Here is a 26,996-nt window from a genome sequence, read left to right as displayed (position 1 = left end):
GTGGTGCTGTTGTCCGATTGACCGTGGTCTGACCGGCGAACTCTGCTACCTCTGAGACAGGGGAGGCGGGCCCTGGCCCGCGGCGGCGCGAAGGGCGTCGCAAGGAGGGGACATACGTGAGCACGACACCACGGGACGCGGTCATCGCCACAGAGCAGAAGGCCGTCAACCGCGCCTACGACTGTTACGAGGCCAGGCTCGCCGAGATGACGTCGCCGTCGGCGGCCTCGGCTTCCGCGAGCGGCAAGGACGGCATCGCGGTCCGCGAGAAGGCGGAAAACGCGGCGGAGGAGTACGGCGGACTCGGGGGCGAGGCCCTGGTCATCAGCCGTGTCGACGTCCAGGAGGCGGGCGACGCCGAGCCGGAGACGTTCTACATCGGACGACGCCATGTCTTCGACACCGAGACCCGCGATCAGGTGGTCGTCTCCTGGACGAACCCGATCGCCGTGAGCTGGTACAACGCCCGGCCGGAGACACCGGGCGAGGTGCTCCTGAGACGCCAGTTACGCTGCGCCGGGCGCCTGGTCGAGGACTTCCTGGACGAGATCAGCCCGCCCAGCGGTCCGTACCCCGGCTCGTCGGAGCCGGGCCTGGAGGGCGTCCTGCCGGCGGCGTTCACGGACGAGCCCGGACCGCTCGAAGCCCTGGGGCTTCCCGGAATCCCCGGAGACCCCGACGTCCTGGACACCCGTGACGCCCTCGGCGCCGAGGACTCCCCGCAGGACGCGGACGGCACCAACGCCCCGCCCGCCGGAGGCCGCCACGCACGGCCGCGGACGATCCCGGCCCAGCGACAGCCCCCCGGCCGACGCCGTCAGAAGCCGCAGCCGGTCGACGAATTCCTCCTGCGGGAGCTGCGCCGCTCCCGCAGCGGCCGGATGCGCGACATCGTCGAGACGATCAGGCGCGACCAGATGGCCCTGGTCACCGGTTCCCCCACGGACGTCCTCGTCATCCAGGGCGGACCCGGCACCGGCAAGTCCGCGGTCGGTCTGCACCGGGTGACCTGGCTCGTCAACAACGACCACTTCCGCGCACAGGACATCCTGGTCGTGGGCCCGCACCAGAACTTCCTGGAGTACGTGGGGCGCGTACTCCCGACCCTCGGCACCCGGAACGTCACCGCCGTCCAGCTCGCCCGCCTCTGGGAAGGGGAGGTCCGGGGCTCGGACTCCCCCACCGCCCGGCTGGTGAAGTCCGACGAACGGATGGCGGCCGTGCTGCGCAGGCGGGTGGAGAGCGAGTGCCGCCCCGAGGCCCTCGACACGGTCGTCTCGGCCCCGTCCCACGCCCAGGACGAACCGGCCTTCGTCGTTGTCGTGGGCGGCACCTCCCTGCGTCTGGCGCGCTCGGACGTGCTCGGTCTCCTCCTGGACGCCCGTGAGGGAGCCGAGGGCCACCGTGCGCGCCGGGACCGGTTCCGCACGCTGCTGGTGGACCGGCTGCTGGGGGAACTCGTAGGCATCGCCCCGCACCGCGGCAGGGACGCGACCGTGCGCCGCGAGCTGGAGCGCAACCGGCAGGTCGCCACCCTCGTGGAGCGGATCTGGCCCGCGCTCAGCGCCGAGGAGGCACTGCGTGGTCTGCTCAACTCCCCCACCAGGCTGCGCGAGTGTGCCGAGGGAATCCTCGATCGGGGTGAACAGGCCTCCCTGCAGAGGCGGAAGGCCGACAGCGCCGCTGAAGAACCCTGGACGATCGACGACTTGGTCTGTCTCGAAGAGCTGCGCTTCCTCATCGCGGGCGAGAGCCCCCGGAGGTACCGGCACATCGTGGTCGACGAGGCACAGGACCTCACCCCGATGCAGGCGAGGTCGCTGCGCAGACGGTGTCCGACCGGCTCGATGACCGTGCTCGGCGATCTGGCCCAGGCCACCGGACCGCACTCCTACACCAGTTGGAAACGACTGGGAGGAATCCTGTCCGCCCAGGGCGACTGGCGCGTGGCCGAACTGAACACCAGCTACCGCGTCCCCGCGGAGATCATGGAGTTCGTGGCACCCCTGGCCCGGGCCATCGCCCCCTCCCTCCCCTACCCCACGGCCGTACGAAGGGCCGGGGACGGAGCCGTACGGATCGTCCCCACCACCCCGTGGGAACTGCTGGACGACGCGGCGACCCGTACCGCACTCCTCGCGGGCACGAACGACGGCCGCACCCCCCGGTCGATCGCCGTCGTCGTCCCCGACGACTCCGGCTGGCTGGAGGAGGTCCGCCGGCGCGTCGGCCTCATGGACGGCATGACCGAGGAGACCCTGCGGACCGTGTCCGTACTCCCCGCCGCCCAGGCCAAGGGCATGGAGTTCGACCACGTCCTGGTGCTGGAGCCCGCGGCCATGGCCGACCAGACTCCCGCCGGGCTGCGCCAGTTGTACGTCGCCCTGTCCAGGAGCACCCAGACGCTGACGATCCTCCACACGACACCGCTGCCGCCGGAACTGGGCAGGCCGGACGACGACGGGAACGGTGAAGTCAGTTCCGCGTACGCCTACTTGGCGCCCACGGCGACGCAGTCACCGAACGGGCAGTCGCCGAGCGGGACGATGTCCAGCGGTTCAGACCCCCACGCCTCCACCGGCGACGACCTGCCGGTGGGCACGCCCGTCGAGATGCGGGTGCTCGGGCCCGGTCCGGGTTCCCATCTGAAGGTGAAGGTCCTCGCGCCCGCCACCGAGCGAACCGTCCTCCTCGTCCCGCGCCACGGCGAACCCACCCCGGCCACGGGCTCCCGTCTTGACGGCTGGGTGACCCGGAACGAGGGCCAGTTGAGCCTGGTCTCGGCCGGCGACTTCGGCCGCCGCCCCATCTCCTCCCGGATGGTCCCCCGTTACGAGGCCGCGCTCGGCGTCCTGCGGGACATCGCCCACGGGGACGGCACGCCCTCACCGGAGACGACGGCCCTGCTCTCCGAGCTGAAGGGCATGGCCGCCCGCTGCCTGCGACGCGACCGGGTCGACTGGCTGAGCGTCTGGCGTCTGCTGGGGTCCGCCGACCGCGACCGGCTGAGCGAGCTGGCGGACCTCGCCCAGCACACCCGGCAGGCGATCGGGTCGGACGCTCCCGGCCTGCGAGCCGCCCTGACGGACGACCCGGCGTTCCGCCACTGGACCGACACCCTCGACCGGGCCCGGGACGAACTCCGCCATCGGCTCCACACCGGCCCGGAAACAGGGACGCCGACCGAGACGGGCCTCTCGACCGAGACCGAGACCGCCCCCGAGCCCGAGAACCAGCCGGAGATCGAGCACGAGCACCAGCCCGAGAACGAGACCGCGAACGAGACCGGAGCGCCAACCGAAATGCCAACCGGAACGGACGAGGAAGCGGAAACGGAAACGGACGCGGACGCGGACGCGGAATCAGAGTCGGGCACGGACTCGAAAGCGGGCTCAGAACCGGACTCGGAACCGGACTCGAAATCGGAGCCGGCCCCGGACACAGACCCGGAACCGGACCCGGATACAGACACGGACACGGACACGGCACCCCCCGGAACGATCACGCCCCCACTCACCGAGCCGCGCAGAACACTCGAACCGAAGGACACCGACCCCATGAACACTGCCGCCCTCCTGGAGATCGAGCCCGCCCCGTCCGAGGGAGGGACGGCGTGGAGCGAGGCACTCGCGCGGCGACTGGACGTCGAGGCCCAGGCCGACCGGGACTGCAACACGCACGAGGCCGTGCGCTACGAACTGAAGGCCGCACTCCTGCGAGCGGGACTCCGGCCTTCGGACTCCCGGGTCTCCGACGCGACCCTGGAGGGCCCGGACGGCTTCGTCCGCTACGAGGTGCTCGGCGCCGACCGTTCCGGCTACCCGCAGTTGCGCGCGGGAGCCGCCCGCCTCATCGAACTCGACCGGGTGGAGACACGCACCGCGGACACCCGGTACCTGATCCTGTCCGAGCCCCCCACGGAGGACTGGGCTCCCGACGCGATCCGGGAGGCCTTCGGCGTACACGTCGTATGGCGAACCGCGTCCGGCTGGCACGGCCAGGACGCGCGAACGGCCCTGCGCCTGACGGATTGACCGATTGACCGATTGACCAGGACTCGACCGACCGATTGACTGCGCCGTCGGGGACGCTACCCACCGCCCCCGACGGCGCAGAAGGGAACCACCCGGCACCTGATGGAACGCCCCCTCCTCTTCCTCGACGTCGACGGCCCCCTGATCCCGTTCGGCCCGTCACCCACCCGCCCCGAAACCTCCGGCTCCGACTCCGAGGCACTCCCCGACGGGGGGAACCCGCTGCTGAGGCGGCTCGACCCGACTGTCGGCCCGCGTCTGATGGCGCTCGGATGCGATCTGGTGTGGGCCACGACGTGGATGGAGGAGGCGAACGCGTCGGTGGGCCCAGTGATCGGACTGCCCGCGCTGCCTGTGGTGGAGTGGCCCGAAGCCACCGAGGCGGGCCCGCGGGGCCTGCACTGGAAGACCCGCCCCATCGTCGAATGGGCCGAGGGCCGCCCGTTCATCTGGGTCGACGACGAGATCGGCACCGTGGACCGGCTGTGGGTGGCCGCGCAGCACGAGCGCCCCGCCCTGCTGCACCGCGTCTCCCCGTCCGAGGGTCTGACCGGCACCGACTTCGCCACCCTCACCAACTGGCTGCGCACCACCGCGCCGAGCCGCTGACGGGAAACCCGCTGACAGCGGACGCACGGACATCCGATCATTCGCGCCGGTGCTCCCCAACCCCGTGGCTCGGCGCCGTCCTCCACGCCCCCATGACGAGAGCGATCCACCGATACCCATGCACATGCGTTTCCGCGCTGCCCGCGTCACGGCCGTCACCATCGCCACTGCCGCCGCGGGACTTGCCCTGCCGGCCACCGCCCACGCCACCGTCACCTGCGCGGACGGCGTGTGGAAGGCCACGTACCACCCGAACACCACCTTCAGCGGTACGCCCAGGCTGACCACCTGCGACACCTCGATCAACGAGAACTACGGCACCGGCGACCCGGCCGGGGTCACCCTGCCCAGCGACAACTTCGGCGTCCGTTGGCAGACCACCCGCGACTTCGGCTCCGGGGGACCCTTCAGCTTCAGCATCGCCGTCCGTGACGGCATCCGCGTCTACGTCGACGGCACCCGCAAGGTCGACATGTGGAAGAACGTCTCCACGACCCAGGTCAAGACCGTCAACCTCTCCGTTCCGGCCGGCCGTCACAGCATCCGCGTCGACTTCGTCGCGTGGACGGGCTCCGCCAACGTCAAGTTCGGCTACGCGCCCCGCACTTCGGCGACCGTCGACACCGTCAAGCCGCCCGCTACTACGTCTACCGGGCGAGCCAGATCATGGACGACGACTCGGCCCCCGTCTACAGCAAGGTCGCCACGGTCACCGCGGCCTCCTGGACGGACACCAGCGCCCGGGAACAGTTGCACCACCTGTACCGCGTCTCGGCCGTGGACGCGGCAGGCAACGTGTCCGCGCGGTCGGCGGTAGACGGTGCCACCCGCGGCGACCACCCGCCGCTCCCGCCGACCGGTCTCACGGCCTCGCCCGTGTCCGGCAGCGGCATCCTGCTGAACTGGACCGCCTCGCCCAGCGAGGACGTCCATCACTATCAAGTGTACAGGGACGGCCGGCTCGTGGAGGACAACGTGCGGACGGCCACGTACACCGACCCGTACGTGCTCCACGACGAGGAGTACGACTACACGGTCACCGCCGTGGACCGCCAGTCGAACGAGTCGGCGAAGTCCGTGAAGGCCTCCGCCGTGGCCCCGCGGGAAGGACTGGCACCGGCTCCCGTCACAGGCGTGCGCGCCACCCCGCGAGAGGACGGCGTCGCACTCACGTGGCAGCCGGGCACGAGCGAGGACATCGCGCAGTACCAGATCTACAAGGGCGAGTACGCGGCGGGCACTTGGACCTACTACCTGCTCTGGGAGGAGTGGTACGGCGTCGGCGATGACACCTACCACTTCGACGAGACCCCGGCGGACGGTGAGACCGTGCGCTACGCCGTGGTCGCCGTCGACGAGTCGGGCAACTCACGGTTCGACACGGGCGAACCCTTCTCCTTCGCCACCGTGACCGAACTCGACCTGGCCACCCCCACGATTCCGACGCCACCCGGCGCGCCGTTGCGGCTCACCGCGCGGTCGATCGGCGAGGAGTGGGCGGAGCTGACCTGGAGCTGTGACGCCGAGGACTGCGCCGGCGCGACGGGATTCCACGTCTATCGGTGGGACGGCCACACCTCGTCGTACGTACGGCTGACCAGCAGCCCGCTGAGCGCCGGCACCCGCTTCTACTCGGACACGCGCGCCCCTGGGGGCATCGCGCATCACTACCGGGTCACCGCGGTCATGCCGGACGGCACAGAATCGGCTCCCGCCGCGGCCACGGACAAGACCGACGACAACTGAAGCCGACCACCAGAAACAGCAGGCCCGCCATCAGGCCGCGACGAGCTCCTGCTCGCGGTCCGGTGTCCTGACCTTGGGCTTCTTGTTCGGCAGCGAGAGCCGGAAGACCTTGTGCCACGCGGAGAACACCTGCTTGGGCAGCGGCCCGGTGACGTACTCCAGCTCGTACTTCTCGAACAGCGCGCGCACCTTCACCGCGACCTCGGCGTACCGGTTGCTCGGCAGGTCGGGGAACAGGTGGTGCTCGATCTGGTGCGACAGGTTGCCGGTCATGAAGTGCATGGCCCTGCTGCCGCTGATGTTCGCCGAGCCCATCATCTGGCGCAGGTACCACTGACCGCGCGTCTCGCCCCTGATCGACCTGCGCTCGAAGACCTGCACGCCCTCGGGGAAGTGCCCGCACATGATCACCGAGTGGGTCCAGATGTTGCGGACCAGGTTCGCGGTGAACGTGGCGGCGAGCGTGGGGAGGAAGGACGGGCCCGACAGCAGCGGGTGGATCACGTAGTCCTTGAGCACCTGCTTGCGGATCTTGCGGCCCACGGCCCTGGCCCGCTCACGGAACTCCGGGTTCTTGCGGCGGCGCTTGGACAGGTTCTTGCCGAGCTCCAGGTCGTACGCCGCGATGCCGTACTCGAAGAAGCAGGCGTTGAGGAAGTTCCACAGCGGCTGGCCGAGGTGGAAGGGGTGCCACTTCTGGTCCTCGTCGACGCGCATGATGCCGTAGCCGAGGTCGTTGTCCTTGCCGATCACATTGGTGTACGTGTGGTGCAGCTCGTTGTGCGAGTGCTTCCACTGCTCGGACGGCGAGACGTGATCCCACTCCCAGGTGGTGGAGTGGATCTTCGGGTCCCGCATCCAGTCCCACTGGCCGTGCAGGATGTTGTGGCCGATCTCCATGTTGTCCATGATCTTCGCCACGGACAGACCGGCGGTGCCGAGCACCCACGCGGGCGGGAAGAGCGAGAACAGCAGCACTCCCCTGCTGACCAGTTCGAGCTTGCGCTGCGCCGAGATGACCTTGCGGATGTAGGCGGCGTCCTTCTCGCCGCGACCGGCGATCACCTCGTCGCGGATCGCGTCCAGCTCGCGGCCGAGCTCCTCGATCTGCTCCGCGGTCAGGTGGGCGGTGGGGTCGATGGCGGTCAAGGTGCTCCTACCGTTCGATGTCGCAGGGGCCCGCCGCGGCGGACACGCAGGTCTGGATGAGGACGCCCGGCTCGGCCTCGGTGATCTCGCCGGTGCGCAGGTCGCGGACGGCGCCCGCCTTGAGCGGGGTGACGCAGCCGAAGCAGATGCCCATCCGGCACCCGGAGGGCATGAGCACGCCGGCCGCCTCGCCGATGTCCAGCAACGGCGTGGCGCCGTCCGCGTCGACGCTCTTGCCGGTGACGCTGAACGTGACCTCGCCGCCGTCGCCGGCGACGACCATGCCGGGGCGGAAGCGTTCGGTGTGCAGGCGCTCGGGTACGCCGTGCTCGCTCCAGTGCTTCTCGGCGGCGTCGAGCAGGCCCGCGGGCCCGCAGGCCCAGGTCTCGCGCCCGGCCCAGTCGGGGACGAGTTCGTCGAGACGGGTGATGTCGAGCATGCCGTCCGTGTCGGTGTGCACCTCGGTGAGCCGCAGCTTCTTGTCCGCGACCAGGCTGTGCAGTTCGTCGCGGAAGATGACGTCCTGCGGCCGCGGCGCGCAGTGGACCATGACGACGTCGTCGAGCTCGCTGTCGCGCAGCATGCCCATCACGGGCGTGATGCCGCTGCCGGCCGTCAGGTAGAGCACCTTGGCGGGCTTGGCCCGCGGCAGCACGAAGTCACCGGTCGGCTGGTCGAGCTGGATCAGCGTGCCCGGCTTCGCCCTGCGGACCAGGTGGTTGCTGACCTTGCCGTCCGGGATCGCCTTCACGGTGATCGTGACGCGGCCGTCCTTGCGGTTCGTCGGCGAGGTGATGGAGTAGGCACGCCACAGGCGCACCCCGTCGACGTCGACCCCGATCCGCACGTACTGACCGGCGGTGTGACCGCGCCAGCCCCGTCCCGGTCTGATCACGACGGTCGCGGCGTCACCCGTCTCGGGGTGCACGGCCTCGATGCGCCCCCGCAGGTCGGCGCCCGCACGCAGCGGGCTGACCAGGTCGAGGTAGTCCGACGGCAGCAGCGGCGTCGTGACCATCTCCAGCAGTTTCCACGCCCTGCTGCGGAGGGCTGCACTCGTCATGACCCCAGCTTGCTGTGCCTCAGGGCGTAAAGTCCTGACCGCAGGACGTGAATCTGGTCGACTGAATTGTTCGCAGGGAACAAAAACGTGAGTCATGCAATCCGGAGGGCCAGCGAACTGGCCCTGGACAGGACGACGGTCACCGCGCTTCGGGCCGCGCTGAAGACCACCGCCGACGAGGTCGTCCAGGCGATCATCGACGAGGTCCCTCCCTACGCCAACGCCCTTTCGGGCCGCATGGGCGGCACCATCCGCCGAGCCGTCCGCACCGCCCTGGGGCACTACCTGGACCTCGCGAGCGGAAACGCCACGGGCGGCGACGGCGGCGACGCGGCCTACGAGCTGGGCCGCGGCGAGGTGCGCGACGGCCGTTCGATGGACGCCCTGCTCAGCGCCTACCGCGTCGGCGCCCGCGTGGCCTGGCGATGCCTGGCAGCGGGTGCCGTACCCGCGGGTCTGCCCGCCGCCGAGGTCGCCAAGTTCGCCGAGCTGACCTTCGCCTACATCGACGAGCTCTCCGCCGCGAGCGCCGCCGGCCACGCCGACGAACTGGCCGCCCAGGGCCGGGCTCACGAGCGCCACCTGGAACACCTGGCCCGCGACCTCCTCGCCGGCGCGAGCCCGGACGTCCTGCTGGCCTCCGTGCAACGGGCCGGGTGGCAGACTCCGGTTTCGCTCACCGCGGTCCTGCTGCCCGCCGCCCAGGCCCGGCCCGCCTACCGCGCGCTCGACCCGAGCACCCTCGTCCTCGACGATCTGCCGGACGCCACCGGGGTGCTGCTCGTCCCCGACGCCGACCGATCACATCTCTTGCGGCAGCTGACCGACCGCACCGCCGTGGTCGGCCCGGCCCGGCCATGGACGCGTGCGTCCGCCTCGTACGCCCGAGCCGTACGCGCGCGCTCCCTCTCCTCCGACATTCGCGACACGGAGAACCACCTGCCCGAGCTGGTGCTGAGCGCCGACGTGGACGCGTTCGCGGACCTGCGTGCCCGAGCCCTCGCACCGTTGCGGACCTTGCCCGTCGCGACCGCACGGCGGCTGGAGGAGACGTTGCGGGCGTGGCTGCTGCACCAGGGCAGGCGGGACGAGGTGGCGGCGGCGTTGTTCGTCCACCCGCAGACGGTCCGGTACCGGATGTCGCAACTGCGCGAGCTGTTTCCGGATCTCGCATCGCCACACCAGGTCCTCGAACTGACGCTCGCGGTCGGCCTCCGCACCGGCTGACGCACGTCGACCGTCCACGACCACGTCCGCGAGCGGTCCAGGAATCGCGCCTCGGACCGACCACGGCCCCTCGATGCGAACGATGAGCCGTGAGCGAGGGGCCCAAGCCACGAAAACGCCCCCGCCCTGCACTGTATGCGCAGGTCGGGGGCGTGATCGCGGCCTCTACTTCTTCTGCCCTGGGTCTTGCCGGAGATCTTGATGACCTGCTGCTTCCCAGCTCGGCGGCGGTGATCTCGTGCGCCTGGTGGTCGACATTGGTCGTCATTGGCCGCCGTTGAGCAACGTCGGACGGCCCAGAGACGGCCCAGCCTGGCGGCACCACGTTCCCACCGACTGTGGCAAGTTGGGCCGCATGGGAGCCGGGGAAGGGCGTCTGCCTTGCTCCAGAGTTCGTCCGCCGCCGCCCCCTGCCCAGTCCACGGTCTCGAAAGCCGTCGTGGCGCGAGTCACCGTGGGTTCAAATCCCACGCCCACCGCAGGTGAACGGCCCCTGACCTGCAGAAACGGTCGGGGGCCGTTGCGTTGCCTGCTGCCCGTGAGTGCCAAGTCCGCGATCTGACGGGAGCCGGGAACACCGGTGGAAGTTCGGATCAACCGCTCCTGACGCGCGCCCTACGGGGTGGTGTGTCATCTGTAGGAGGGAAGTTGGGTGGCGTCACGCACCAGGTCGAGGAACCGAGAGTCGCCTGCGGCGGCCAGCAGTTCCTTCCGTGTGATCGGGGAGGAACCCGAGGTGCCCACTTCCGGGAAGACGTCGATAATGACATCGCTGTTCGCGTAGGCGAAGGTGACCGCGGTGGACATGACATCGGGCGATCTGACGAACATGCGGAGCGACGTGGCCTTGATACCGCCCCGCAGGGTGACGTTCTCACAGCTTCCACCGTTCCTGAAGCTCCCGGAGCAAGGCCATGGTGCGGGGCCACTGCTGGGGGGCCGCACGGAGAAGATGATGGTGAACACCTTGCCGTCTTCTGTCTCGCCTTGGTACTGCGTCTTGTCAAAGTAGACCGGACGGATCAGGCCGACGGTGTCCGGCAGAAGCTGGTCGAGCAGAACTGCCGCCTTCTGCTGGAACTCTGCCCGTCGAGTCCGCTCGACCGCCGTCAGACCCTTCAGGTGCTGCTCCTCCCGAGCCGTCGAATAGATGTGGACCGGTGTGCGGTAGGGCTTCGGCTGGATCGGTCCGGGCGACTCGTGCGGCGAGGTCGCGGCGGGACGGACCGACGAGCGGGCGCCGTCCCCACCGGAGAGCGTCAAGACGGCGACCGCTACCGCCGCGGCTGTACAGGCGCTTCCGGCGGCGATCGCGAGACGGGCACGCGCCTTGCGGCGCCGGCCCTGGGTGACCGCGGCGGACACCAGGCCGTGCAACGAGGGCAGCTCCGCCACCGCACTCTCCATCGCATCGCGGACCAGCAGGGTGCTGTGGCGGTCTTCTTCGGTGATGTTGTCCTTCATGGCGGTTCCTCAGCTCCCCGTGGCGTAGATGTGGGCTTCGTCCAGTTGGGTGCGCAGCTTTGCCAGAGAGCGTGAGCACTGGCTCTTGACCGTGGATTCGCTGCACTTCAAGAGCTCGGCGACGGACTCGACGCTCTGGTCCTCCCAGTACCGCAACACGACCATGGCCCGTGCTCTGGGGGGCAACCCGGCCAGTGCCGACATCAGCGTCACCCGCAGGTCGGTGTGGTCGGGCGCCGGCCGGGGGTCGGGGTGGGAATGAGCCAGCAGGTCCCGCAGCCGCCGACGACGCTCGGCGAGGTAGGTGCGGGTCAGTACGGTCCTGGCATAGGCCTCGATGTAGTCGGCTGCACTCGCTCGCCCCCAGTGCTGGAAAAGCTTGGCGAGCGTGGTCTGTGTAAGGTCGCGGGCCGTGTCCGGGTCCCCGCACAGCAGGTATGCGGTCCGGTACAGCCATCCCTGGCGCGACTGTGCGAAGGCCTCGAAGCTCTCGGGCGCCTGGGATCTCTGTGGCGCTTCGAAACCTCGACCGTTCTGCGGCATCTGCTCTCCCTTCCGGTGCCTGTCAGGGGCTGTGTCCTGTCACCCCTCTGTAGAGCGCCGCCGCCCAGCAAAGGTTGAAACCGAATTTTCGCGCTGCCTCACACGCACTCTCGCTTCGTACGCTGCGGGCGGTGCTGCAGCGACCACCCCGCACCGACCGGCACCTCGGGGAGCCTGTGCCTGAAGGGGGTCGGCGGCGTTGGCCAACCGGCCGTAGCCTCGGGCTGACCGTTCACCGGGGTCCAACGCTGACCGTTGCTGTCCGGGCCTGTTGGTGTCAGGCATTGATGTCAGTGGCACGGTTTTTGGGGCTGGTCAACGAGGTGATGACCTCAACTGACCTGCCGTCGGGCGGTCGTTGGTTGTCGCTGTCGGTCGCTGACGGTTGGCCTCGGAGGTTTGCCGCGCGGCGGCGTCGCCACGGGTGGGGGTGGGATGGCCGGCACCATCCCAGGCCGCCCATGACTTGCGGCCTTGGGCACGCGCTGACTCGACACGCCCACCCTGGACAAGATTCGCAGACGGCTTCGGGATGCCGGCTACGCAGCCACGTTTGAGCGTTTGGTCCGCTGCTGCTGAGCTCAAGCCGTCCAGCCCTCGCGGAGGGCTGGACGCGGCGCTTGAGGGCCCAGCAAGGACCCAGAACGACCGAAGGCCCCTGACCTGCACTGTAATTGCAGGTCAGAGGCATGATCGCGAAAGTTACTTCTTCTTGCCCTGGTTCTTGACCGCCTCGATCGCGGCCGCTGCCGCGTCCGGGTCGAGGTAGGTGCCGCCCGGGTTGAGGGGCTTGAACTCGGCGTCCAGCTCGTAGGAGAGGGGGATGCCGGTGGGGATGTTCAGGCCCGCGATGTCGGCGTCGGAGATGCCGTCGAGGTGCTTGACCAGGGCGCGCAGCGAGTTGCCGTGGGCCGCGACCAGGACCGTACGGCCGGTCAGCAGGTCCGGGACGATGCCGTCGAACCAGTACGGGAGCATGCGGACGACGACGTCCTTGAGGCATTCCGTCTGGGGGCGCAGCTCGGGCGGCAGGGCCGCGTAGCGCGCGTCGTCGAACTGGGAGTACTCGGCGTCGCGGTCGAGCGCCGGCGGCGGGGTGTCGTACGAGCGGCGCCACAGCATGAACTGCTCCTCGCCGAACTCGGCGAGCGTCTGGGCCTTGTCCTTGCCCTGGAGGGCGCCGTAGTGACGCTCGTTCAGGCGCCAGCTCCGGTGGACGGGGATCCAGTGACGGTCCGCGGCCTCCAGCGCGAGCTGCGCGGTGCGGATCGCGCGCTTCTGGAGCGAGGTGTGGACCACGTCGGGCAGCAGGCCGGCGTCCTTGAGCAGCTCACCGCCGCGGACTGCCTCCTTCTCGCCCTTCTCGTTGAGGTTGACGTCCACCCAACCGGTGAACAGATTCTTCGCGTTCCATTCGCTCTCGCCGTGGCGGAGGAGGATCAGCTTGTACGGTGCGTCGGCCATGGCTCCGAGCGTAATCGAACCCCGCGACCCCTCGCTCCCTAGGCCATCAGTCGGACACGGGAGCCCCCGGACGGCCGTCCCCCGCCCGCTCCGGCGCCCTTCAGTTGACGGCATCTGTTAATCGAGTGGCTCTCGGAGGCCGGCGACTCGTAAGTTGTGCGCACCGCCCGAGCCGCTTACATCCGTGGGGGATCCATGCCTGCCGCCGTCATGAGACGTGCTGTCCGAGAGACCGTCTCAGGGCTCCCCCGCGAGTTCTGGTGGCTGTGGACGAGCACACTCGTCAACCGGCTCGGGGCGTTCGTCGCCACCTTCATGGCCCTGTATCTGACCCTCGACCGCGGCTACTCCGCCTCGTACGCGGGTCTGGTCGCCTCCCTGCACGGCCTCGGCGGTGTCATCTCCTCGCTCGTCGCGGGTGTCATGACCGACCGGTTCGGCCGGCGCCCCACGCTGCTCCTCGCGCAGGTCTCGACGGCCGCCTCGGTCGCGCTGCTCGGCTTCATGCACGACCCCGTGGCCATCGCCGGCGTCGCCTTCCTCGTCGGCATGGCCAGCAACGCCTCCCGGCCCGCCGTGCAGGCGATGATGGCCGACATCGTCCGGCCCGAGGACCGCGTCCGCGCCTTCTCGCTCAACTACTGGGCCATCAACCTCGGTTTCGCCGTCTCCTCGATGGGCGCCGGCTTCATCGCCGAGTTCAGCTATCTCGCGGGCTTCCTCATCGAGGCCGGCATGACCCTCGCCTGCGCGCTCGTCGTCTTCGCGAAGCTCCCGGAGTCCAAGCCGGTGCCGGCCGCCAAGGAGGCGGAGGCCGCGGTCGGGCTCGGGACCGTACTGCGCGACGGACGGTTCATGAGCGTGGTCGGGCTGTCGTTCCTCGTCGCCCTCGTCTTCCAGCAGGGCTCCGTGGGACTGCCGATCGCTATGGGCGGGGCCGGTTTCACCCCGGCCGACTACGGCACGGCGATGGCCGTCAACGGCTTCATGATCGTCGCGCTCCAGATTCCGGTCGGCCGTTTCATCGAGCACCGGGACCCCAAGTGGCTGCTCGTGATCTCTTCACTGCTCGCCGGGTACGGGTTCGGGCTCACCGCCTTCGCCGGGTCGGTCGGGGTCTTCACGCTCACCGTCTGCGTGTGGACCCTCGCCGAGATCGTCAACGCGCCTACGCAGACCGGTCTCGTCGTCCGTCTCTCGCCCGTCCACGGGCGCGGCCGCTACCAGGGCATGTACACCCTCTCCTGGGCGCTGGCCTCGCTCGTCGCCCCGGTGATGTCCGGTGTCGTCATCGACCGCTTCGGCGCGGCCTGGCTCTGGGGACTGTGCGCGGTGGTCGGCACGGCGGCGGGCCTCGGGTACGGGCTGCTCATGCGACGGCTCCCGGCGGAGGAGTCCGTCCGAGGGGCCGGATCGGTCCCCGACTCCGCACGGGAGCCGGAGCCGGTACGGACGCCTGTACGGGAGTCCGCGCCCGGCTCCGCGCGGGAGCCGGCCCAGGGCGCCGGAGCCGGAGCCGGAGCCGCAGCCGCAGGCGGGGTCACCCCGGCCTGAGCCCCGGCCCGAGGGCCCGGGCACGCCCAAACACCCCGGCATGCCCGGGCACCTCGGCACGCCCATACAACCCGGCCCGGCCTCGCACCGGCCCGGACATCCCCTCCGCGGACACGTCCGCGCCTCACGGATGCATCCGCGCCCCCTTCACCACCTTGTCCACCGCGTTCCGGGGCCCGTGCACCGCGAGTCCCACCAGGTCCAGTTCGCCGGTCGGCACCGCTCGTACGGCCGCCCGGTTGTCCCGGTCGTTGCCCGTGGCGAAGAGGTCCGAGGTGAACACCGCGCGCGGCAGCGCCCGGGACAGCGCGCGGCCGTGGGCGGCGGTCAGCGTCTCCTTCGACGCTTCGAGGACCAGCACCGGCTGCCGGAACATCGGCAGATAGGAGACCCCGTCGGCGTCCTCGTACGGCTCCCCGATCACCTCGGGGACGGCCGTCCCCAGGCCGCTGACGAGGAAGGCAGTCACATTGAGCCGCTGCCAGGGTTCCAGGTCGTCCCGCAGGACGACGGTGATCTTGGTGTCGAAGCGCACGGGCGCGACGTCCGGAAGGCTCGCGCCACCGACGCCCAACGGGTTCGTCCCGGTCTCTCCGGACGGGTTCACGTCGGTCTCTCCGGACGGGTTCATCTCGGTCTCGCTGCTCATGCGAGAAGAGTGCCGAGCCGCGTACCGCGTCGTCTTGTACGTTCTTTGCATGGCCCCCCAGCGTGAGACGTCCGCCTGGCGCCCCGGCGTCCCGGGCATCGTCGAGGTCTTTCACGCGCACTACACCGAGTACGCGTACCCGATGCACGTGCACGAGGCCTGGACCCTGCTGATCGTCGACGACGGCGCCGTCCGCTACGACCTCGACCGGCACGAGCACGGCACCCCGCGCGACACGGTGACGCTGCTGCCGCCGCACATCCCGCACAACGGGGCGCCCGCCACCGCGCACGGTTTCCGCAAGCGGGTCCTCTACCTCGACGGCTCGCGCCTCGCCGACGACCTCATCGGTCCCGCGGTGGACGGCCCCGATCTCGCGGATCCCGTGCTGCGGGCCCGGGTCGCCCAGGTGCACACGGCGCTCGCCCGCCCCGGGGACGAACTGGAGGCCGACAGCAGACTGACGCTGATCGCGGATCGGCTGCGCGGGCTGCTGGTCCCCCGGTCGGCGCCGGAACTCCCGCCCGCCGACCGGCCGCTCGCCCGCCGGCTGCGCGAACTCCTCGACGAGCGGGTGGTGGAGGGCATCGCCCTGGACGAGGCCGCGCGGATCGTGAACGCCCACCCGGCGCACCTGGTCCGGGCGTTCAGCGGCGCGTTCGGCATCGCCCCGCACCAGTACCTGATGTCCCGCCGTGTGGACCGCGCCCGCCGCCTGCTCCTCGACGGACGCCCGCCGGGCGAGGTGGCCGCCCTGACCGGCTTCTACGACCAGTCCCATCTCACCCGTCACTTCCGGCGGTTGGTGGGGGTGACTCCGGGACGGTACGCGCGGTCGTGAGCCGGGGCGGTCCGGGCCGACGCAGGCCCGCGTGTCCTAGAGGCCGCGCTGGGCCTCGTACAGATTGCGCGGCCGTACGACGTCCGTCGTCCCGTACAGCTCCAGCCGGGAACGCAGGTCTCCGGTGAAGTCGGGTACATCGATCTGGTCGAACTCGGTGACCTCGTTGACGCCGACGGTGGCGCTGCGGGGAGCGAGGCCGTCGATCTTCATCAGACCGGCCCGGCCGTTGGTGACCCGGATGTTCCAGTGGGTGAAGCGCGCCCCGAAGAGCGGTCCCGCCGAGGCGTCGCCGCCGTGCCGGCCGTCGTTGTCGACGGTGATGTCGGTACGGACGTTCGCGAAGGGCAGTCCGCGGTGGGAGTCGAAGGTGCCCATCCGCATGTCGCCGCGCGACCAGACGTTGTACGAGGACAGGCCCTCGACGTTGATGCCGTGCAGCTGGGTTCCGGCGGGCGCGGGAACGGTGCGCTCCTCGACGGTGAAGTCCTCGATCAGGTTGTCGTGCGAGCCCTCGCGGCAGAAGTACGGGTGGTGCGAGCCGCGTCCGGCGACGGTCGTACGGCGCAGGGTGCAGGCGGAGGCGGCGACGAGCCCGAAGCCGTTGTCGACGTGGCGGACCGTGACGTCGTCCACCCAGCAGTCGTAGGCGCACTGGAGGACGACTCCGTTGTGGCCCTTGTCGAGGAGGTGCGGGGACTGCGGTGTCTCCACGGCCTCCAGGGTCAGCCCCTCCACCCCGGAGCCGGTCAGCTCCTCGACGTGTGTGGTCAGCCGGGGGTCCCACTCCGGGCGTACGTCGAGCGGGAGGGGGCGTTCGAGGGTCACCCTGCGGCCGCGCACCTGGGCGACGCGGACGGGCCACTCGTAGGGGACGTACGAGGTCAGCTTGGTCTTGTCGTCCCAGAAGTACGCCTCCGGTCCCGGTCCGCCGCCCGACATGTGCTCCAGGAGCGTGTGGCCGGCGTCGTCGGCGAGGCGGAGCAGGACGAGCGCGCCGGGGCGCAGTGCGGAGGCGTCCGCGACGGTCACCGTCCACGATCCCTGGCGCGCGGGCTCGACGGTCGTGAGGGTCCGCCAGGCGTCGCGCGAGTTGCCGGTCCAGCCCTCGAAGGGCCAGGCCTTCGCCCGGATGGCGGCGACGAGGGAGTGCCAACGGGCCGTGGGGGCCAGCCAGATGAGGCCGCCGGCCCAGGACCAGGACGACTTGTCGCCGCCGTAGCGGGATCCGTAGGCGCCGATCAGTTCGGTGAGGTTCCTGGTCGCGTACAGCGTCGTACGGCCTCTGCCGGCACCCCGGAGGACCACGTTCGAGTGGCCGATGTGGATCAGGCCGTCGATGCGGAACGTCCCGGGCGGGATGGTGACCGTGCCACCGCCGGCCCTTCCGGCGGCGGCGATGGCACGGTTGATCGCGGGAGCGCAGTCCGTCGTGCCGTCGGCGGCGACGGCACCGTGGTCGCGGATGTCGGTCACGACGGGACGGCGGGGCAGGCGCGAGGCCCCGCGGTGCGCGCCGGACCTGCCGACGTACGGGATCTGCGGGTGGGTGAACGGGGAGCGGACGAACTCCCGCCAGAGCGCCGGGACTTCTCCGGTCCGGGCGGAGGCGCCCGCCGTGCTGCCGGACGGGGCGACGCGGACGCCCCGTGCGGGTGGTGGGAACACCACTGCCGTCCCCGGCGCCGCCGCGGCGGCCGTCGTAGCGGTGACGGCGCCGGCCGCCACGGCCGTGGCGCCGGCGAGCAGCGCCCGCCTGGTGATCCCCGCGTACCCGTGCCTGTCGTTCATGCCCGTCCGCCCTTCCACGCGTTCCCGTTTCCGTGCACTTCCCGTTTCCGTGCGCTTTTCATGGATGTGAACGATGTTCATATCTGCGTCGGCGGTGAGCATGCCACGGAGACCCGGGGCGGGGAAAGGGTCCCGCACGGGCTAATAGGAGAAGGCCAAGTGCCGGAGGAACTGCCGGACGAGGAGCGTCAGTTGGCCGGCCGCTGAGTCAGATGTGTGAACGCTTCGAGATTGCGCGTCGACTCGCCGCGGGACACCCGCCACGCGTACTCCTTGCGGATCGCGGAGGCGAAACCGAGTTCCAGGAGGGTGTTGAAGGAGCCGTCGGCGGCTTCGAGGACGGATCCGAGGAGACGGTCGATCTCCTCCGGGGTCACGGCGGTCAGCGGCAGCTTGCCGACCAGATACACGTCTCCGAGGGGATCGACCGCGTAGGCGACCCCGTAGAGCTTGAGATTGCGCTCCAGGAGCCAGCGGTGGACCGCTTCGTGGTTCTCGTCGGGGTGGCGGATCACGAACGCGTTCAGCGACAGCGAGTGCCGGCCGACGATCAGCGAGACCGTCGTCGAGAGCTTGCGCGTGCCGGGCAGTTTCACGACGTACGAGCCCGCGCCGGGGCTCTCCCACTCCAGCTCGGCCTCGGTGAGGACCTGCTCGATGATCGACGCTGCGTCAGCCATGCGGCGAGCGTACGTGACCCGCGGGAGGCCCACCGAACGGGGCACACCCGCGTCGGCACGGGGTGGACGCGTCAGGCGTGGTGGGCGCGCAGGCGGCGCCGGTGGTCCTGGGTCGCCGCCGCGTACACGTCCGCCGTCGCCGCCGCCGCGGTGTCCCAGCCGAAGCGCTCCGCGTGGCGTGCCGCGGCCGCGCCCATCCGGGCCACGAGGGTCTCGTCGTCGGCGAACTCGCGCAGCACGCGCGCGTAGTCGGCGGGATGGTGACCCTGTACGAGGAAGCCGGTCTCCTGGTGGCGCACGGCCACCGGCAGGCCTCCCACCTCGGCCGCGAGCACCGGCGTACCGGCCGCCTGCGCCTCGATGGCGACCAGCCCGAAGGACTCGCTGTACGAGGGCATGACCAGCACGCTCGCGGCCCGGAACCAGTCCGCGAGCTGGTCCTGCCCGACGGGCGGCCGGAACCGTACGACGTCGGCGATGCCCAGCCGCGCCGCCAGCTTCTGGAGCCCTTCGGGCTTGGCGAGCCCGCTGCCGCTCGGACCGCCCACCACGGGGACGACGATCCGGCGGCGCAGCTCGGGCCGCTCGTCGAGCAGGACGGCGACCGCGCGCAGCAGCACGTCGGGGGCCTTGAGGGGCTGTATGCGGCCCGCGAAGAGGGGGATCAGGGCGTCCTGCGGGAGGCCGAGCCGCGCGCGGGCGGCGGCACGGCCGTCTGCGGGCCGGAAGCGGTCGAGGTTGACCCCGGGGTGGACGACGGCGACGCTGCCGGAGTCCGCGCCGTAGTGGCGTACGAGCTCGTCGGCCTCCTCGGCGGTGTTCGCGATGAGGCGGTCGGCGGCGCGCACGATCTGGGTCTCGCCGATGACACGCGCGGCGGGCTCGGGGGTGTCGCCCTCGGCCAGCGCCGCGTTCTTGACCTTGGCCATGGTGTGCATGGCGTGGACCAGGGGCGCGCCCCAGCGTTCGGCGGCCAGCCAGCCGACGTGACCGGAGAGCCAGTAGTGCGAGTGCACGAGGTCGTAGTAGCCGGGGCGGTGACCGGCCCAGGCCTGCATGACGCCGTGGGTGAAGGCGCAGAGCTGGGCGGGGAGGTCTTCCTTGGCCAGGCCCTCGTAGGGGCCCGCGTCGACGTGCCGGACGAGGACGCCCGGGGCCAGTTCGACGGCCGGCGGGAGTGCCCCGGTGGTGGCCCGCGTGAAGATCTCGACCTCGATGTTGATCGCGGCGAGCCGTTGGGCGAGTTCGACGATGTACACGTTCATGCCGCCCGCGTCGCCCGTGCCGGGCTGGTGCAGGGGCGAGGTGTGCACGGAGAGCATGGCCACGCGGCGGGGCCTGCGGTGCAGCCTGAGCAGCGAGGACGCTGCCGGGGAGCGACGCCCGAGCCTGCTCACGTACTGACTCACGTGGCCATCCTCCTTGCCGCGGGCATGCCGGTCGGAGGACGTGTTCACGCCCTCCAGGAGGTGGAACGCCGGACGGGTCCGCTCCATTTCCCCTTTGCCGAATCATTACCCCGTGTCGCTCAACCGTTCGACGACGGGATGCGTCTGCCTCCCTGGCTGCCTTTACCCGTTTCGGCCCGGACCTTGCCCGTCCCTGCCCGTCCCTGCCCGTCCCTGCCCGTCCCTGCCCGTCTCTTCCCGTTCCCGCCCTCGCTCCTGCCCGCCCCTGCCCGCTTCTGGCCGTCCGGGCGCGCCGGGGTTTTCCACAGCGGGCGTGGGAGCGGGCGTCGGTTGTCCACAGGGTCAACCGGTCCGTCGCGGGCCGCCTACTCTCGTACGCATGACAACCCGCGCAGCGTCCCGGCCCGTGGGCACGGTGACGCGCGGGACGACGAACCCCAACCGCCTGCGCCGCATGGACCGCTGGATCGCGGCCACGCACGGCGCCGAACTCCGCCGGGCACCGGAACCGGTGGCCGTGGACCTCGGCTACGGCGCCGCGCCGTGGACCGCCGTCGAGCTGCTGACCCGGCTGCGCGTCGCCGCCCCCCGCACCCACGTCTTCGGCGTCGAGATCGAACCGGCGCGGGTCGCCGCGGCCCGCCCGTACGAACGCGAGGGCCTCGCCTTCCGGCACGGCGGCTTCGAGGTTCCGGTGCCGGGCCGGCCGCATCTGATCCGGGCCGCGAACGTGCTGCGCCAGTACGACGAGGAGCAGGTCGCCGAGGTCTGGCGGCGGCTCCGCGCTCGGCTCGCGCCCGCTGGGCCCGGCTCCCGGGGCGGACTGCTCGTCGAGGGCACCTGCGACGAGATCGGCCGTCGGCACGTCTGGGTCGCCCTCGGCCCGGAAGGCCCGCGCACGGTCACCTTCGCCACCCGGCTCGGCTCCCTGGACCGCCCGTCCGACCTGGCCGAACGGCTGCCGAAGGCCCTCATCCACCGCAACGTGCCGGGCGAGCCCGTGCACGCGTTCCTGCGGGACTTCGACCGCGCCTGGGCGGCCGCCGCGCCGTACGCCGCGTACGGCGCGAGACAGCGCTGGATACGCACGGTCCGCGATCTGACGGCCGACTGGCCGGTCGTGGACACGGCCGCCCGCTGGCGGCAGGGCGAAGTGACGGTGCGCTGGGAGGCGTTGGCGCCCCACGCCTGACGGAGTGCGGGGGTCAGGCGACCGGGAGGCGACCAGTGTGTGGCCCGGGGGGAACGATCTCGGTGAGTCGCACGTCACACAGGCCGGGGGATGAGATCGTCATGCCGACGCGGGCTCCGGGGAAGGGAGTTCCTGCCTGCCTCGCGCGCGAGGGAAGGGAGTTTCTTGCCCGGCTCTGTCGCATTGCGCGCCGACATGGCACGATCCCTCAGGCGTCCGTAAGTTACTGACGGTAAATCAGGTGGGGGGCGGAGATGGGATCCGGCAAGTGGAGTCTGACCACGGCGGCCATGGCCCTGGCCTGCGCATGCGCCTGCGTGGTGCTGGCGCCGTCAGGGACGGCCTACGCGAGCCCGGCACCGAAACCGGCGCCGACCAGGACTCCCACGGCCACCCCGACACCCGTGAGCAACAAGGACCTTGAAGCGGTCCGCAAGAAGCTCGACAAGCTCTACCACGAAGCGGCGGTCGCCACGGACGCGTACAACGCCGCCGAGGAGAAGACCCAGAAGCAGTCCGCCGAGATCGTCGGGCTGGCCCAGCAGATCGTCAAGGGCCAGGCGAAACTGGACACGTTGAAGGACCGCGCGGGTGCCGCGGCCCGCGCCCAGTACCGCGGCGGGGGCCTGCCGCCCGAGGCACGGCTGTGGCTGAGCGACGACCCGGAGCAATTCCTGGACGGAGCCGGCCGGGTGCGGCAGGGCGAGCACGCCACCAGGGGACTGCTGGACGAGATGGCGCGCACCCAGCAGGACTTGCGGCAGTACGCGAAGGACGCCTCCGCGCAGTGGCGGAAGCTGGAGGCCGACCGCGAGGCCAGGGCCGAGGCCCAGAAGAAGATCGAGCAGCGGATCTCCGACGCCGAGAAGCTGGAGTCCCGGCTGGAGAAGAAGGAGAAGGAGCGGCTCGCCAAGCTGGAGGAGGAGGCCGCCCACCAGGCGCAGTCGGCCTGGCTGAGCTCCGGCGTCCTCGCCGACATCAAGAGCGACGCGTCCGAACAGGGCAAGAAGGCCGTGAAGTACGCGACCGACCAGATCGGCAAGCCGTACGAGTGGGGCGCCGAGGGCCCGAAGACGTTCGACTGCTCGGGGCTCACCTCGCAGGCCTGGGCGGCCGCCGGTCACCCCATCCCCCGCACCTCGCAGGAGCAGTGGAAGCAACTCCGGCACATCGACATCAAGGACATGCGCCCCGGCGACCTGATCATCTACTTCGACGACGCCAGCCATGTCGGGATGTACATAGGGGACGGCGCGATCGTGCACGCCCCGCGCCCCGGGCGCACGGTGACGATCACGGGCGCGGGTTCGATGCGGATCCTGGGCGTCGTACGGCCGGACGCGGACGCCGCTTCGTCGGGCGGCGACGCCACGAAGGAGGTGCGCCGCCACTCGTGACGGCGTTCCGTCGGCGGTTCGCGGAGACGGGTGCGTGCGTCCGGCTGGATCGCGTGCCCGGCGACCGCCGGGTGCGCGCCGGGCGCGGCAGGTGACCGGCGCTCGGCCTGGACCGGGCGGAACAGTGGAGCCTGCGAGGCGCAGGTGACATGGCGGTGGGGCCCGTCCGATCAGGCATCCGGCGCCGCGCGTGGCGGGCATCCGGCGCCGCGCACGGCGCGCTCCGTCTCGCGGGAGGGCGTACGCGTGACGCGCCGCACGTGACCCACCGCACGGTTGCCCCGGCCGCCCGAGCCCGGGGACGTGACCTTCGTCATCCCCGGCGGGACCGCGTCGTGTCCAAATGCGTTACGGGATGCGGCATATGACGGTGGCCCTTTGCCCCACGGCGCGCCGTCGGCCATTCCGTTGCGGCACCGGCGGGCGCTATGGTCCCCGTCGGTGGGTCGAGGTCCTTCGCCCACCACGCCCTCGGGGGGAGGGAAGGAACCCAGACGATGCCCGTACCCGTACCGCGGCAGAGAGCGATCCCGGCCGTGGAGAGTGGTCAGGCTCAAGCCGTGTTCTCACCCGGCGGCCCATCCGGCGACACCACCGGCGGCCCCGCCGGCACAGCACCGGAAGCCCGCACCACGACCACCACGACCCCGAACCCCGGCACCACCCATCTCACGCTCCTGGTCATCGAGGACGACCCGGCGGGTTCGCTCGGCGTGCCCGAGATGCTCGACGCGGCCGGCAAGCCGGTCAGGGTCCGTACCGCCCGCAACCTCACCGAGGCCGAGCGGCTCCTCACCGACGACGTCCACTGCATCCTGCTCGACCTCGCGCTGCCCGCGCCGGGCCGGGCGGCGGAGGGCGCCGACGAGCTGGCGACGCTCAAGCACGTCCTGCGGCTCGCGCCCGGCCACGCCGTCCTCGCGCTCACCGCGTCCGGTGACGCCGAGCGCGGCACGGAGGCGGTGCGCGTCGGCGCCCAGGACTATCTCTTCCGCGACGAGCTGGACAGCCGGCTGCTGAGCCGCGCGATCCGGTACGCGGTGGAGCGGAAACGTTCCGACAAGGCCGAACGCCGGCTCACCGAGTCCAAGCTCCGCGCCCAGGAGAACGCCCGCCTGGAGCGCGGGCTGCTGCCGACACCGCTGCTGGAGGGCTCCTCGCTGCGCTTCGCCGCGCGCTACCGCCCGGGACGCTCCCGCGCGCTGCTCGGCGGCGACTTCTACGACACCGTGCGCACGGCCGACGGCACGGTGCACGCGATGATCGGTGACGTCTGCGGGCACGGGCCCGACGAGGCGGCGCTCGGTGTGGAGCTGCGTATCGCGTGGCGCGCCCTGACGTTCGCGGGGCTGTGCGGCGACGAGCTGCTGTCCACGTTGCAGCAGGTTCTGGAGCACGAGCGCGAGAACGACGAGATCTTCGCGACGCTGTGCACCGTGGACATCGCGCCGGACGGGCGCCGGGCCGGGCTCTGTCTGGCCGGCCACCCGTCCCCGCTGATCGCCCGTCCGGGCCGACCCGCGGAACTGCTGCCGTACGACAACAACGGACCCGCGCTCGGTCTGCTGCCGAACGCCCGCTGGCCGCGGATGCAGGTGGAACTGGGTGCCGCGTGGAGTCTGATGCTCTACACCGACGGCCTGATCGAGGGTCACACCGGCGTGGGCAAGGAACGTCTGGGCCTGGACGGCATGGTGGACATGGTCCGGCGGCAGCTCGCGCTGGGGCTCCAGGGCGAGGATCTGCTGCGTGCGGCGGTGAACGAGGCGCGGGAACTCAACGGCGGGGAGCTGGCGGACGACGTGGCGGTGCTGTTGCTGGACCGGGGTCCTTAGCGGGGGCTCGCCTCTGGCGGTCGCCGGGTAACTGCGCCGGCTGTCGCGGGTTCACTGCGCCGGCGTTTGCGGTGCCGGGTTCCGGCCGGTGGTGGGTCGGGGCCGCGCCGGTACATCCGCCCGCATCCGAACGGATCTCAGCTGCGTTTCGAGGTGCGGATGGGTGCTGATCCGTCCGGCCTGCGGGCATTTGATGTACCGACACGTCCCCTCCCGTGCGTCGCCGGGCGCGGATCGTCGTGGTGACCGTGCCGCTGTTCCGGGTGTGACCGGCTGCGGGTGCATCGTGGGGCCGCGCCGGTCCGGCCCGTGCGCTCCCGATTGCGGGTGCGTCGTGGTGGCCGTGCCGGGGCGACCCTCCGGGTCCCGGATGTGGGTGGGGGGCGGCTGTTGCCGGCCGGGGGTGGTTACCTGCCGCCGTTGTACGGGCCGTACGGGCCGTCGCTGCTGCTGCCGCCTCGGCGGCCACCGCCTCCGCCGGAGACCTGGCGCAGCGCGGGGCGCACGTCCACGAAGAAGACGATCGTGGCGACCAGGCCCGCGAGCTGGAGGAAGAGCATCGGCACCAGCAGGTTCACCGCCACGGTGACCCCGAGGATGATCAACCAGAACACCTTGTTCTGCTTGTCGGCGGCGCGGTAGGCGTCCTCACGGGCGATCGCGGCGAGCACCAGCGCCACCACGGCGAGCACGAGCATGGCTGTGAAGATCAGCCACATCAGACCGCCGAATGCCGTCATCAGCACAATGTCCACCGCCCGGTTCGAGTCGTCTCTACGGCCACCGTACCCGGAGAACGGGCCGGGAACTCGGAGAGTGCCCGGCCCGTCCGCGCACGGCGGAATCGTGGTGCTTCGCTCGCCTACTTGGCGGGCGGAGCCGTCTTCTTGGCGACCGGCTTGCGCACCGAGGCCTTCTTCGCCGGGCTCTTCTTGGAGGAGGCGTCCTCGACGGCGGCGACCGCCGGCTTCTCCTCTTCCTTGACCTCGACCGGCTCGGCCTTCGGCTCGACGGCGATGGCGAAGTCCTCGATCTCCTCGGCGGCCTCGCCGCGCCAGGTCCGCACGGTCTGCTCGCCGTGCTCGGCGACCTTCTCGTACGTCTCGCGCGCCTTGACGGCGTACTCGGCGGCGACGCCGACACCGCGCAGGGCGAGGTCCTGGGCGGACTCGCCGAGCTTCTTCAGGTCGGTGTCGAGGGTGCTGAGGATCTCCGTCACCTTGGCCTGGAGGTTCTCCTGCGCCACCTTGGCGCGGGCGGTGGCCTTCTCCTGGACGGCGTTGGGGTCGATGTTCTTCACGTTGTCGATCCGGCCCGGGGCCTCGGCGCGGATCTGCTCCACGATGCCGGGGACCTTCTTCGCCTGCTGAACGGCCAGGTCGGCGGTGCCGGCGAGGAAGTAGAGCGGGGTCGGGTCCGTGGCGGCCTTGCGGATGTCGTCGGTGATGGCCATGACGATGGTCCTCCCGTAATCGCTTTCAGCTGAGGGTTTGGTGATCCGCATGCGGTCAGCTCGCGCTCTGCTGCGGACCGGCATCGCTGCCGTCGGCCGTGCGGGGGCCGCGGACGGCGGTGTCCTGTGGAGGCTGGGCGTCCGGTATGTCCTGAGTCTCGGGTGCGTCGGTGCCGGGCACCTCGCCGCCGTGACCGGTCTCGTCCGCCGGCGCGATCTCGAATCCGTTCTCCTTGCGGAAGGACTCGTAGACCTGGAGCAGCACCTGCTTCTGCCGCTCGTTCAGCGTGGGATCGGCAAGGATGACGGCACGCGTCTCCACCTCGTCCCGGTCCCGCTCGGCGTCGAGGATGCCGGCTCGCACGTACAGCGTCTCGGCGGAGATCCGCAGGGCCTTGGCGACCTGCTGGAGCACCTCCGCGCTCGGCTTGCGCAGCCCGCGCTCGATCTGGCTCAGATACGGATTGGACACCCCGGCGGCGTCGGCGAGCTGCCGCAGCGACAGCTGCGCGGTGCGCCGCTGTTCCCGCAGATACTCACCGAGATTGCCGACGTTGAGCGATGCCATGCCCCCACCTTGCCTCATCGTCGCTAACTATTGCAAGCACCTGCTTGCAAAAGTGCGCCACGCCACGAAGGCACGCCCCTGGGGCCGGTCGCCCTGTGTCCGTTCTCAGTAGATGTGGCGAGTCCCAGCGCTTCTGGCGAACGACTTGGCGGAGTCCTGGCGAAGCTGGCCAGCCTGTTGTCCGGCCTCGCTGAAACCGGCAGATTCCCACTCATTCTCGTTCGCACTGTCGGGTTCTCTTTGCGTAGCGCTCTGAGCGGCTGTCCGCTCTCGTTCCAGTGGCTGGTCAGAGCCCCTGTGGATCAAAATCCAAGTGCGTATGAGCTGG

21 protein-coding genes are annotated in these 26,996 nt (G+C 70.8%); 9 read left to right on the top strand and 12 right to left on the bottom strand.

What is annotated here, in order from left to right:
• Window positions 1-116 precede the first annotated feature (116 nt).
• The 3 genes from ACIQ7M_RS20360 to ACIQ7M_RS20350 all read left to right on the top strand — a co-directional run bounded on the left by ACIQ7M_RS20360 (window position 117) and on the right by ACIQ7M_RS20350 (window position 5,460).
• Complete coding sequence (locus ACIQ7M_RS20360; RefSeq protein WP_403646135.1) at window positions 117-4,034, top strand: ATP-binding domain-containing protein; 3,918 nt, start codon at window positions 117-119, stop codon at window positions 4,032-4,034.
• Between the two features lie 102 nt (window positions 4,035-4,136).
• Window positions 4,137-4,643: an HAD domain-containing protein gene (locus ACIQ7M_RS20355; RefSeq protein WP_386980610.1), complete on the top strand. Its 507-nt coding sequence runs from the start codon at window positions 4,137-4,139 to the stop codon at window positions 4,641-4,643.
• A 124-nt stretch (window positions 4,644-4,767) separates the two neighbouring features.
• Window positions 4,768-5,460 (top strand): PA14 domain-containing protein, encoded by a 693-nt coding sequence (locus tag ACIQ7M_RS20350; protein ID WP_403646132.1) that lies wholly within the window; start codon window positions 4,768-4,770, stop codon window positions 5,458-5,460.
• 959 nt (window positions 5,461-6,419) lie between these two features.
• Here ACIQ7M_RS20350 and ACIQ7M_RS20345 read toward each other — a convergent pair.
• Together ACIQ7M_RS20345 and ACIQ7M_RS20340 are read right to left on the bottom strand one after the other, a co-directional pair.
• On the bottom strand, window positions 6,420-7,538 hold the full coding sequence (locus ACIQ7M_RS20345; protein WP_403646129.1) for a fatty acid desaturase family protein: 1,119 nt from the start codon (window positions 7,536-7,538) through the stop codon (window positions 6,420-6,422).
• Window positions 7,539-7,545: 7 nt separating this feature from the next.
• Entirely contained in the window at window positions 7,546-8,601 is a 1,056-nt protein-coding gene (locus ACIQ7M_RS20340) for a ferredoxin reductase (RefSeq protein ID WP_403646126.1), read from the bottom strand.
• 87 nt (window positions 8,602-8,688) lie between these two features.
• Between ACIQ7M_RS20340 and ACIQ7M_RS20335 the strand changes: the two genes are divergently transcribed.
• Entirely contained in the window at window positions 8,689-9,828 is a 1,140-nt protein-coding gene (locus ACIQ7M_RS20335) for a PucR family transcriptional regulator (RefSeq protein WP_403646123.1), read from the top strand.
• Between the two features lie 630 nt (window positions 9,829-10,458).
• Here ACIQ7M_RS20335 and ACIQ7M_RS20330 read toward each other — a convergent pair.
• The 3 genes from ACIQ7M_RS20330 to ACIQ7M_RS20320 form a co-directional block, all read right to left on the bottom strand.
• Window positions 10,459-11,292, bottom strand: coding sequence for a hypothetical protein (locus ACIQ7M_RS20330; RefSeq protein WP_403646120.1), 834 nt, complete (start codon window positions 11,290-11,292; stop codon window positions 10,459-10,461).
• Between the two features lie 9 nt (window positions 11,293-11,301).
• A complete protein-coding gene (locus ACIQ7M_RS20325) occupies window positions 11,302-11,835 on the bottom strand; it encodes a SigE family RNA polymerase sigma factor (RefSeq protein WP_403646117.1) in 534 nt (177 codons plus the stop codon).
• A 702-nt stretch (window positions 11,836-12,537) separates the two neighbouring features.
• Complete coding sequence (locus ACIQ7M_RS20320) at window positions 12,538-13,299, bottom strand: phosphoglyceromutase (protein ID WP_355759792.1); 762 nt, start codon at window positions 13,297-13,299, stop codon at window positions 12,538-12,540.
• Between the two features lie 195 nt (window positions 13,300-13,494).
• Here ACIQ7M_RS20320 and ACIQ7M_RS20315 point away from each other — a divergent pair, with 195 nt between their 5' ends.
• On the top strand, window positions 13,495-14,853 hold the full coding sequence (locus ACIQ7M_RS20315) for an MDR family MFS transporter (protein ID WP_403646114.1): 1,359 nt from the start codon (window positions 13,495-13,497) through the stop codon (window positions 14,851-14,853).
• Between the two features lie 124 nt (window positions 14,854-14,977).
• Here the strand turns inward: ACIQ7M_RS20315 and ACIQ7M_RS20310 are convergent, their stop codons facing one another.
• Window positions 14,978-15,502 carry a DUF2000 family protein gene (locus ACIQ7M_RS20310; protein ID WP_403646111.1) on the bottom strand — a complete coding sequence of 175 codons (525 nt, stop codon included), beginning with the start codon at window positions 15,500-15,502 and terminating at the stop codon, window positions 14,978-14,980.
• Between the two features lie 49 nt (window positions 15,503-15,551).
• On the opposite strand from ACIQ7M_RS20310, the gene ACIQ7M_RS20305 reads away from it, so the two are divergent.
• A complete protein-coding gene (locus ACIQ7M_RS20305) occupies window positions 15,552-16,343 on the top strand; it encodes an AraC family transcriptional regulator (protein ID WP_386980653.1) in 792 nt (263 codons plus the stop codon).
• A 36-nt stretch (window positions 16,344-16,379) separates the two neighbouring features.
• On the opposite strand, the gene ACIQ7M_RS20300 is transcribed toward ACIQ7M_RS20305, so the two are convergent.
• The 3 genes from ACIQ7M_RS20300 to mshA all read right to left on the bottom strand — a co-directional run bounded on the left by ACIQ7M_RS20300 (window position 16,380) and on the right by mshA (window position 20,223).
• A complete protein-coding gene (locus ACIQ7M_RS20300; RefSeq protein ID WP_403646108.1) occupies window positions 16,380-18,134 on the bottom strand; it encodes a glycosyl hydrolase family 28-related protein in 1,755 nt (584 codons plus the stop codon).
• A 188-nt stretch (window positions 18,135-18,322) separates the two neighbouring features.
• Window positions 18,323-18,814 carry a YbjN domain-containing protein gene (locus ACIQ7M_RS20295; protein ID WP_355759802.1) on the bottom strand — a complete coding sequence of 164 codons (492 nt, stop codon included), beginning with the start codon at window positions 18,812-18,814 and terminating at the stop codon, window positions 18,323-18,325.
• Between the two features lie 71 nt (window positions 18,815-18,885).
• Complete coding sequence (gene mshA, locus ACIQ7M_RS20290; protein ID WP_403646105.1) at window positions 18,886-20,223, bottom strand: D-inositol-3-phosphate glycosyltransferase; 1,338 nt, start codon at window positions 20,221-20,223, stop codon at window positions 18,886-18,888.
• A gap of 379 nt (window positions 20,224-20,602) precedes the next feature.
• On the opposite strand from mshA, the gene ACIQ7M_RS20285 reads away from it, so the two are divergent.
• The 3 genes from ACIQ7M_RS20285 (at window position 20,603) to ACIQ7M_RS20275 (ending at window position 24,647) form a co-directional block, all read left to right on the top strand.
• The gene (locus ACIQ7M_RS20285) at window positions 20,603-21,415 is read left to right on the top strand and encodes a class I SAM-dependent methyltransferase (RefSeq protein WP_403646102.1); all 813 of its coding nucleotides are present in this window, start codon (window positions 20,603-20,605) and stop codon (window positions 21,413-21,415) included.
• Window positions 21,416-21,669: 254 nt separating this feature from the next.
• Window positions 21,670-22,812, top strand: coding sequence for an NlpC/P60 family protein (locus ACIQ7M_RS20280; RefSeq protein WP_403646099.1), 1,143 nt, complete (start codon window positions 21,670-21,672; stop codon window positions 22,810-22,812).
• Window positions 22,813-23,309: 497 nt separating this feature from the next.
• Window positions 23,310-24,647 carry a SpoIIE family protein phosphatase gene (locus tag ACIQ7M_RS20275; RefSeq protein WP_355759808.1) on the top strand — a complete coding sequence of 446 codons (1,338 nt, stop codon included), beginning with the start codon at window positions 23,310-23,312 and terminating at the stop codon, window positions 24,645-24,647.
• A gap of 407 nt (window positions 24,648-25,054) precedes the next feature.
• Here ACIQ7M_RS20275 and ACIQ7M_RS20270 read toward each other — a convergent pair whose 3' ends face one another.
• From ACIQ7M_RS20270 to ACIQ7M_RS20260, 3 genes are all read right to left on the bottom strand, one after another.
• A complete protein-coding gene (locus tag ACIQ7M_RS20270; RefSeq protein ID WP_355759810.1) occupies window positions 25,055-25,393 on the bottom strand; it encodes a DUF2516 family protein in 339 nt (112 codons plus the stop codon).
• Between the two features lie 116 nt (window positions 25,394-25,509).
• A complete protein-coding gene (locus ACIQ7M_RS20265; RefSeq protein ID WP_355759812.1) occupies window positions 25,510-26,100 on the bottom strand; it encodes a hypothetical protein in 591 nt (196 codons plus the stop codon).
• Between the two features lie 55 nt (window positions 26,101-26,155).
• Window positions 26,156-26,668, bottom strand: a complete 513-nt coding sequence (locus tag ACIQ7M_RS20260) for a helix-turn-helix transcriptional regulator (protein ID WP_355759813.1) — start codon at window positions 26,666-26,668, stop codon at window positions 26,156-26,158.
• Window positions 26,669-26,996 lie beyond the last annotated feature (328 nt).

It is taken from the genome of Streptomyces sp. NPDC096324 (assembly GCF_044763015.1).
Taxonomy (GTDB): domain Bacteria; phylum Actinomycetota; class Actinomycetes; order Streptomycetales; family Streptomycetaceae; genus Streptomyces.
This window is presented reverse-complemented; position numbering and strand designations above follow the sequence as displayed.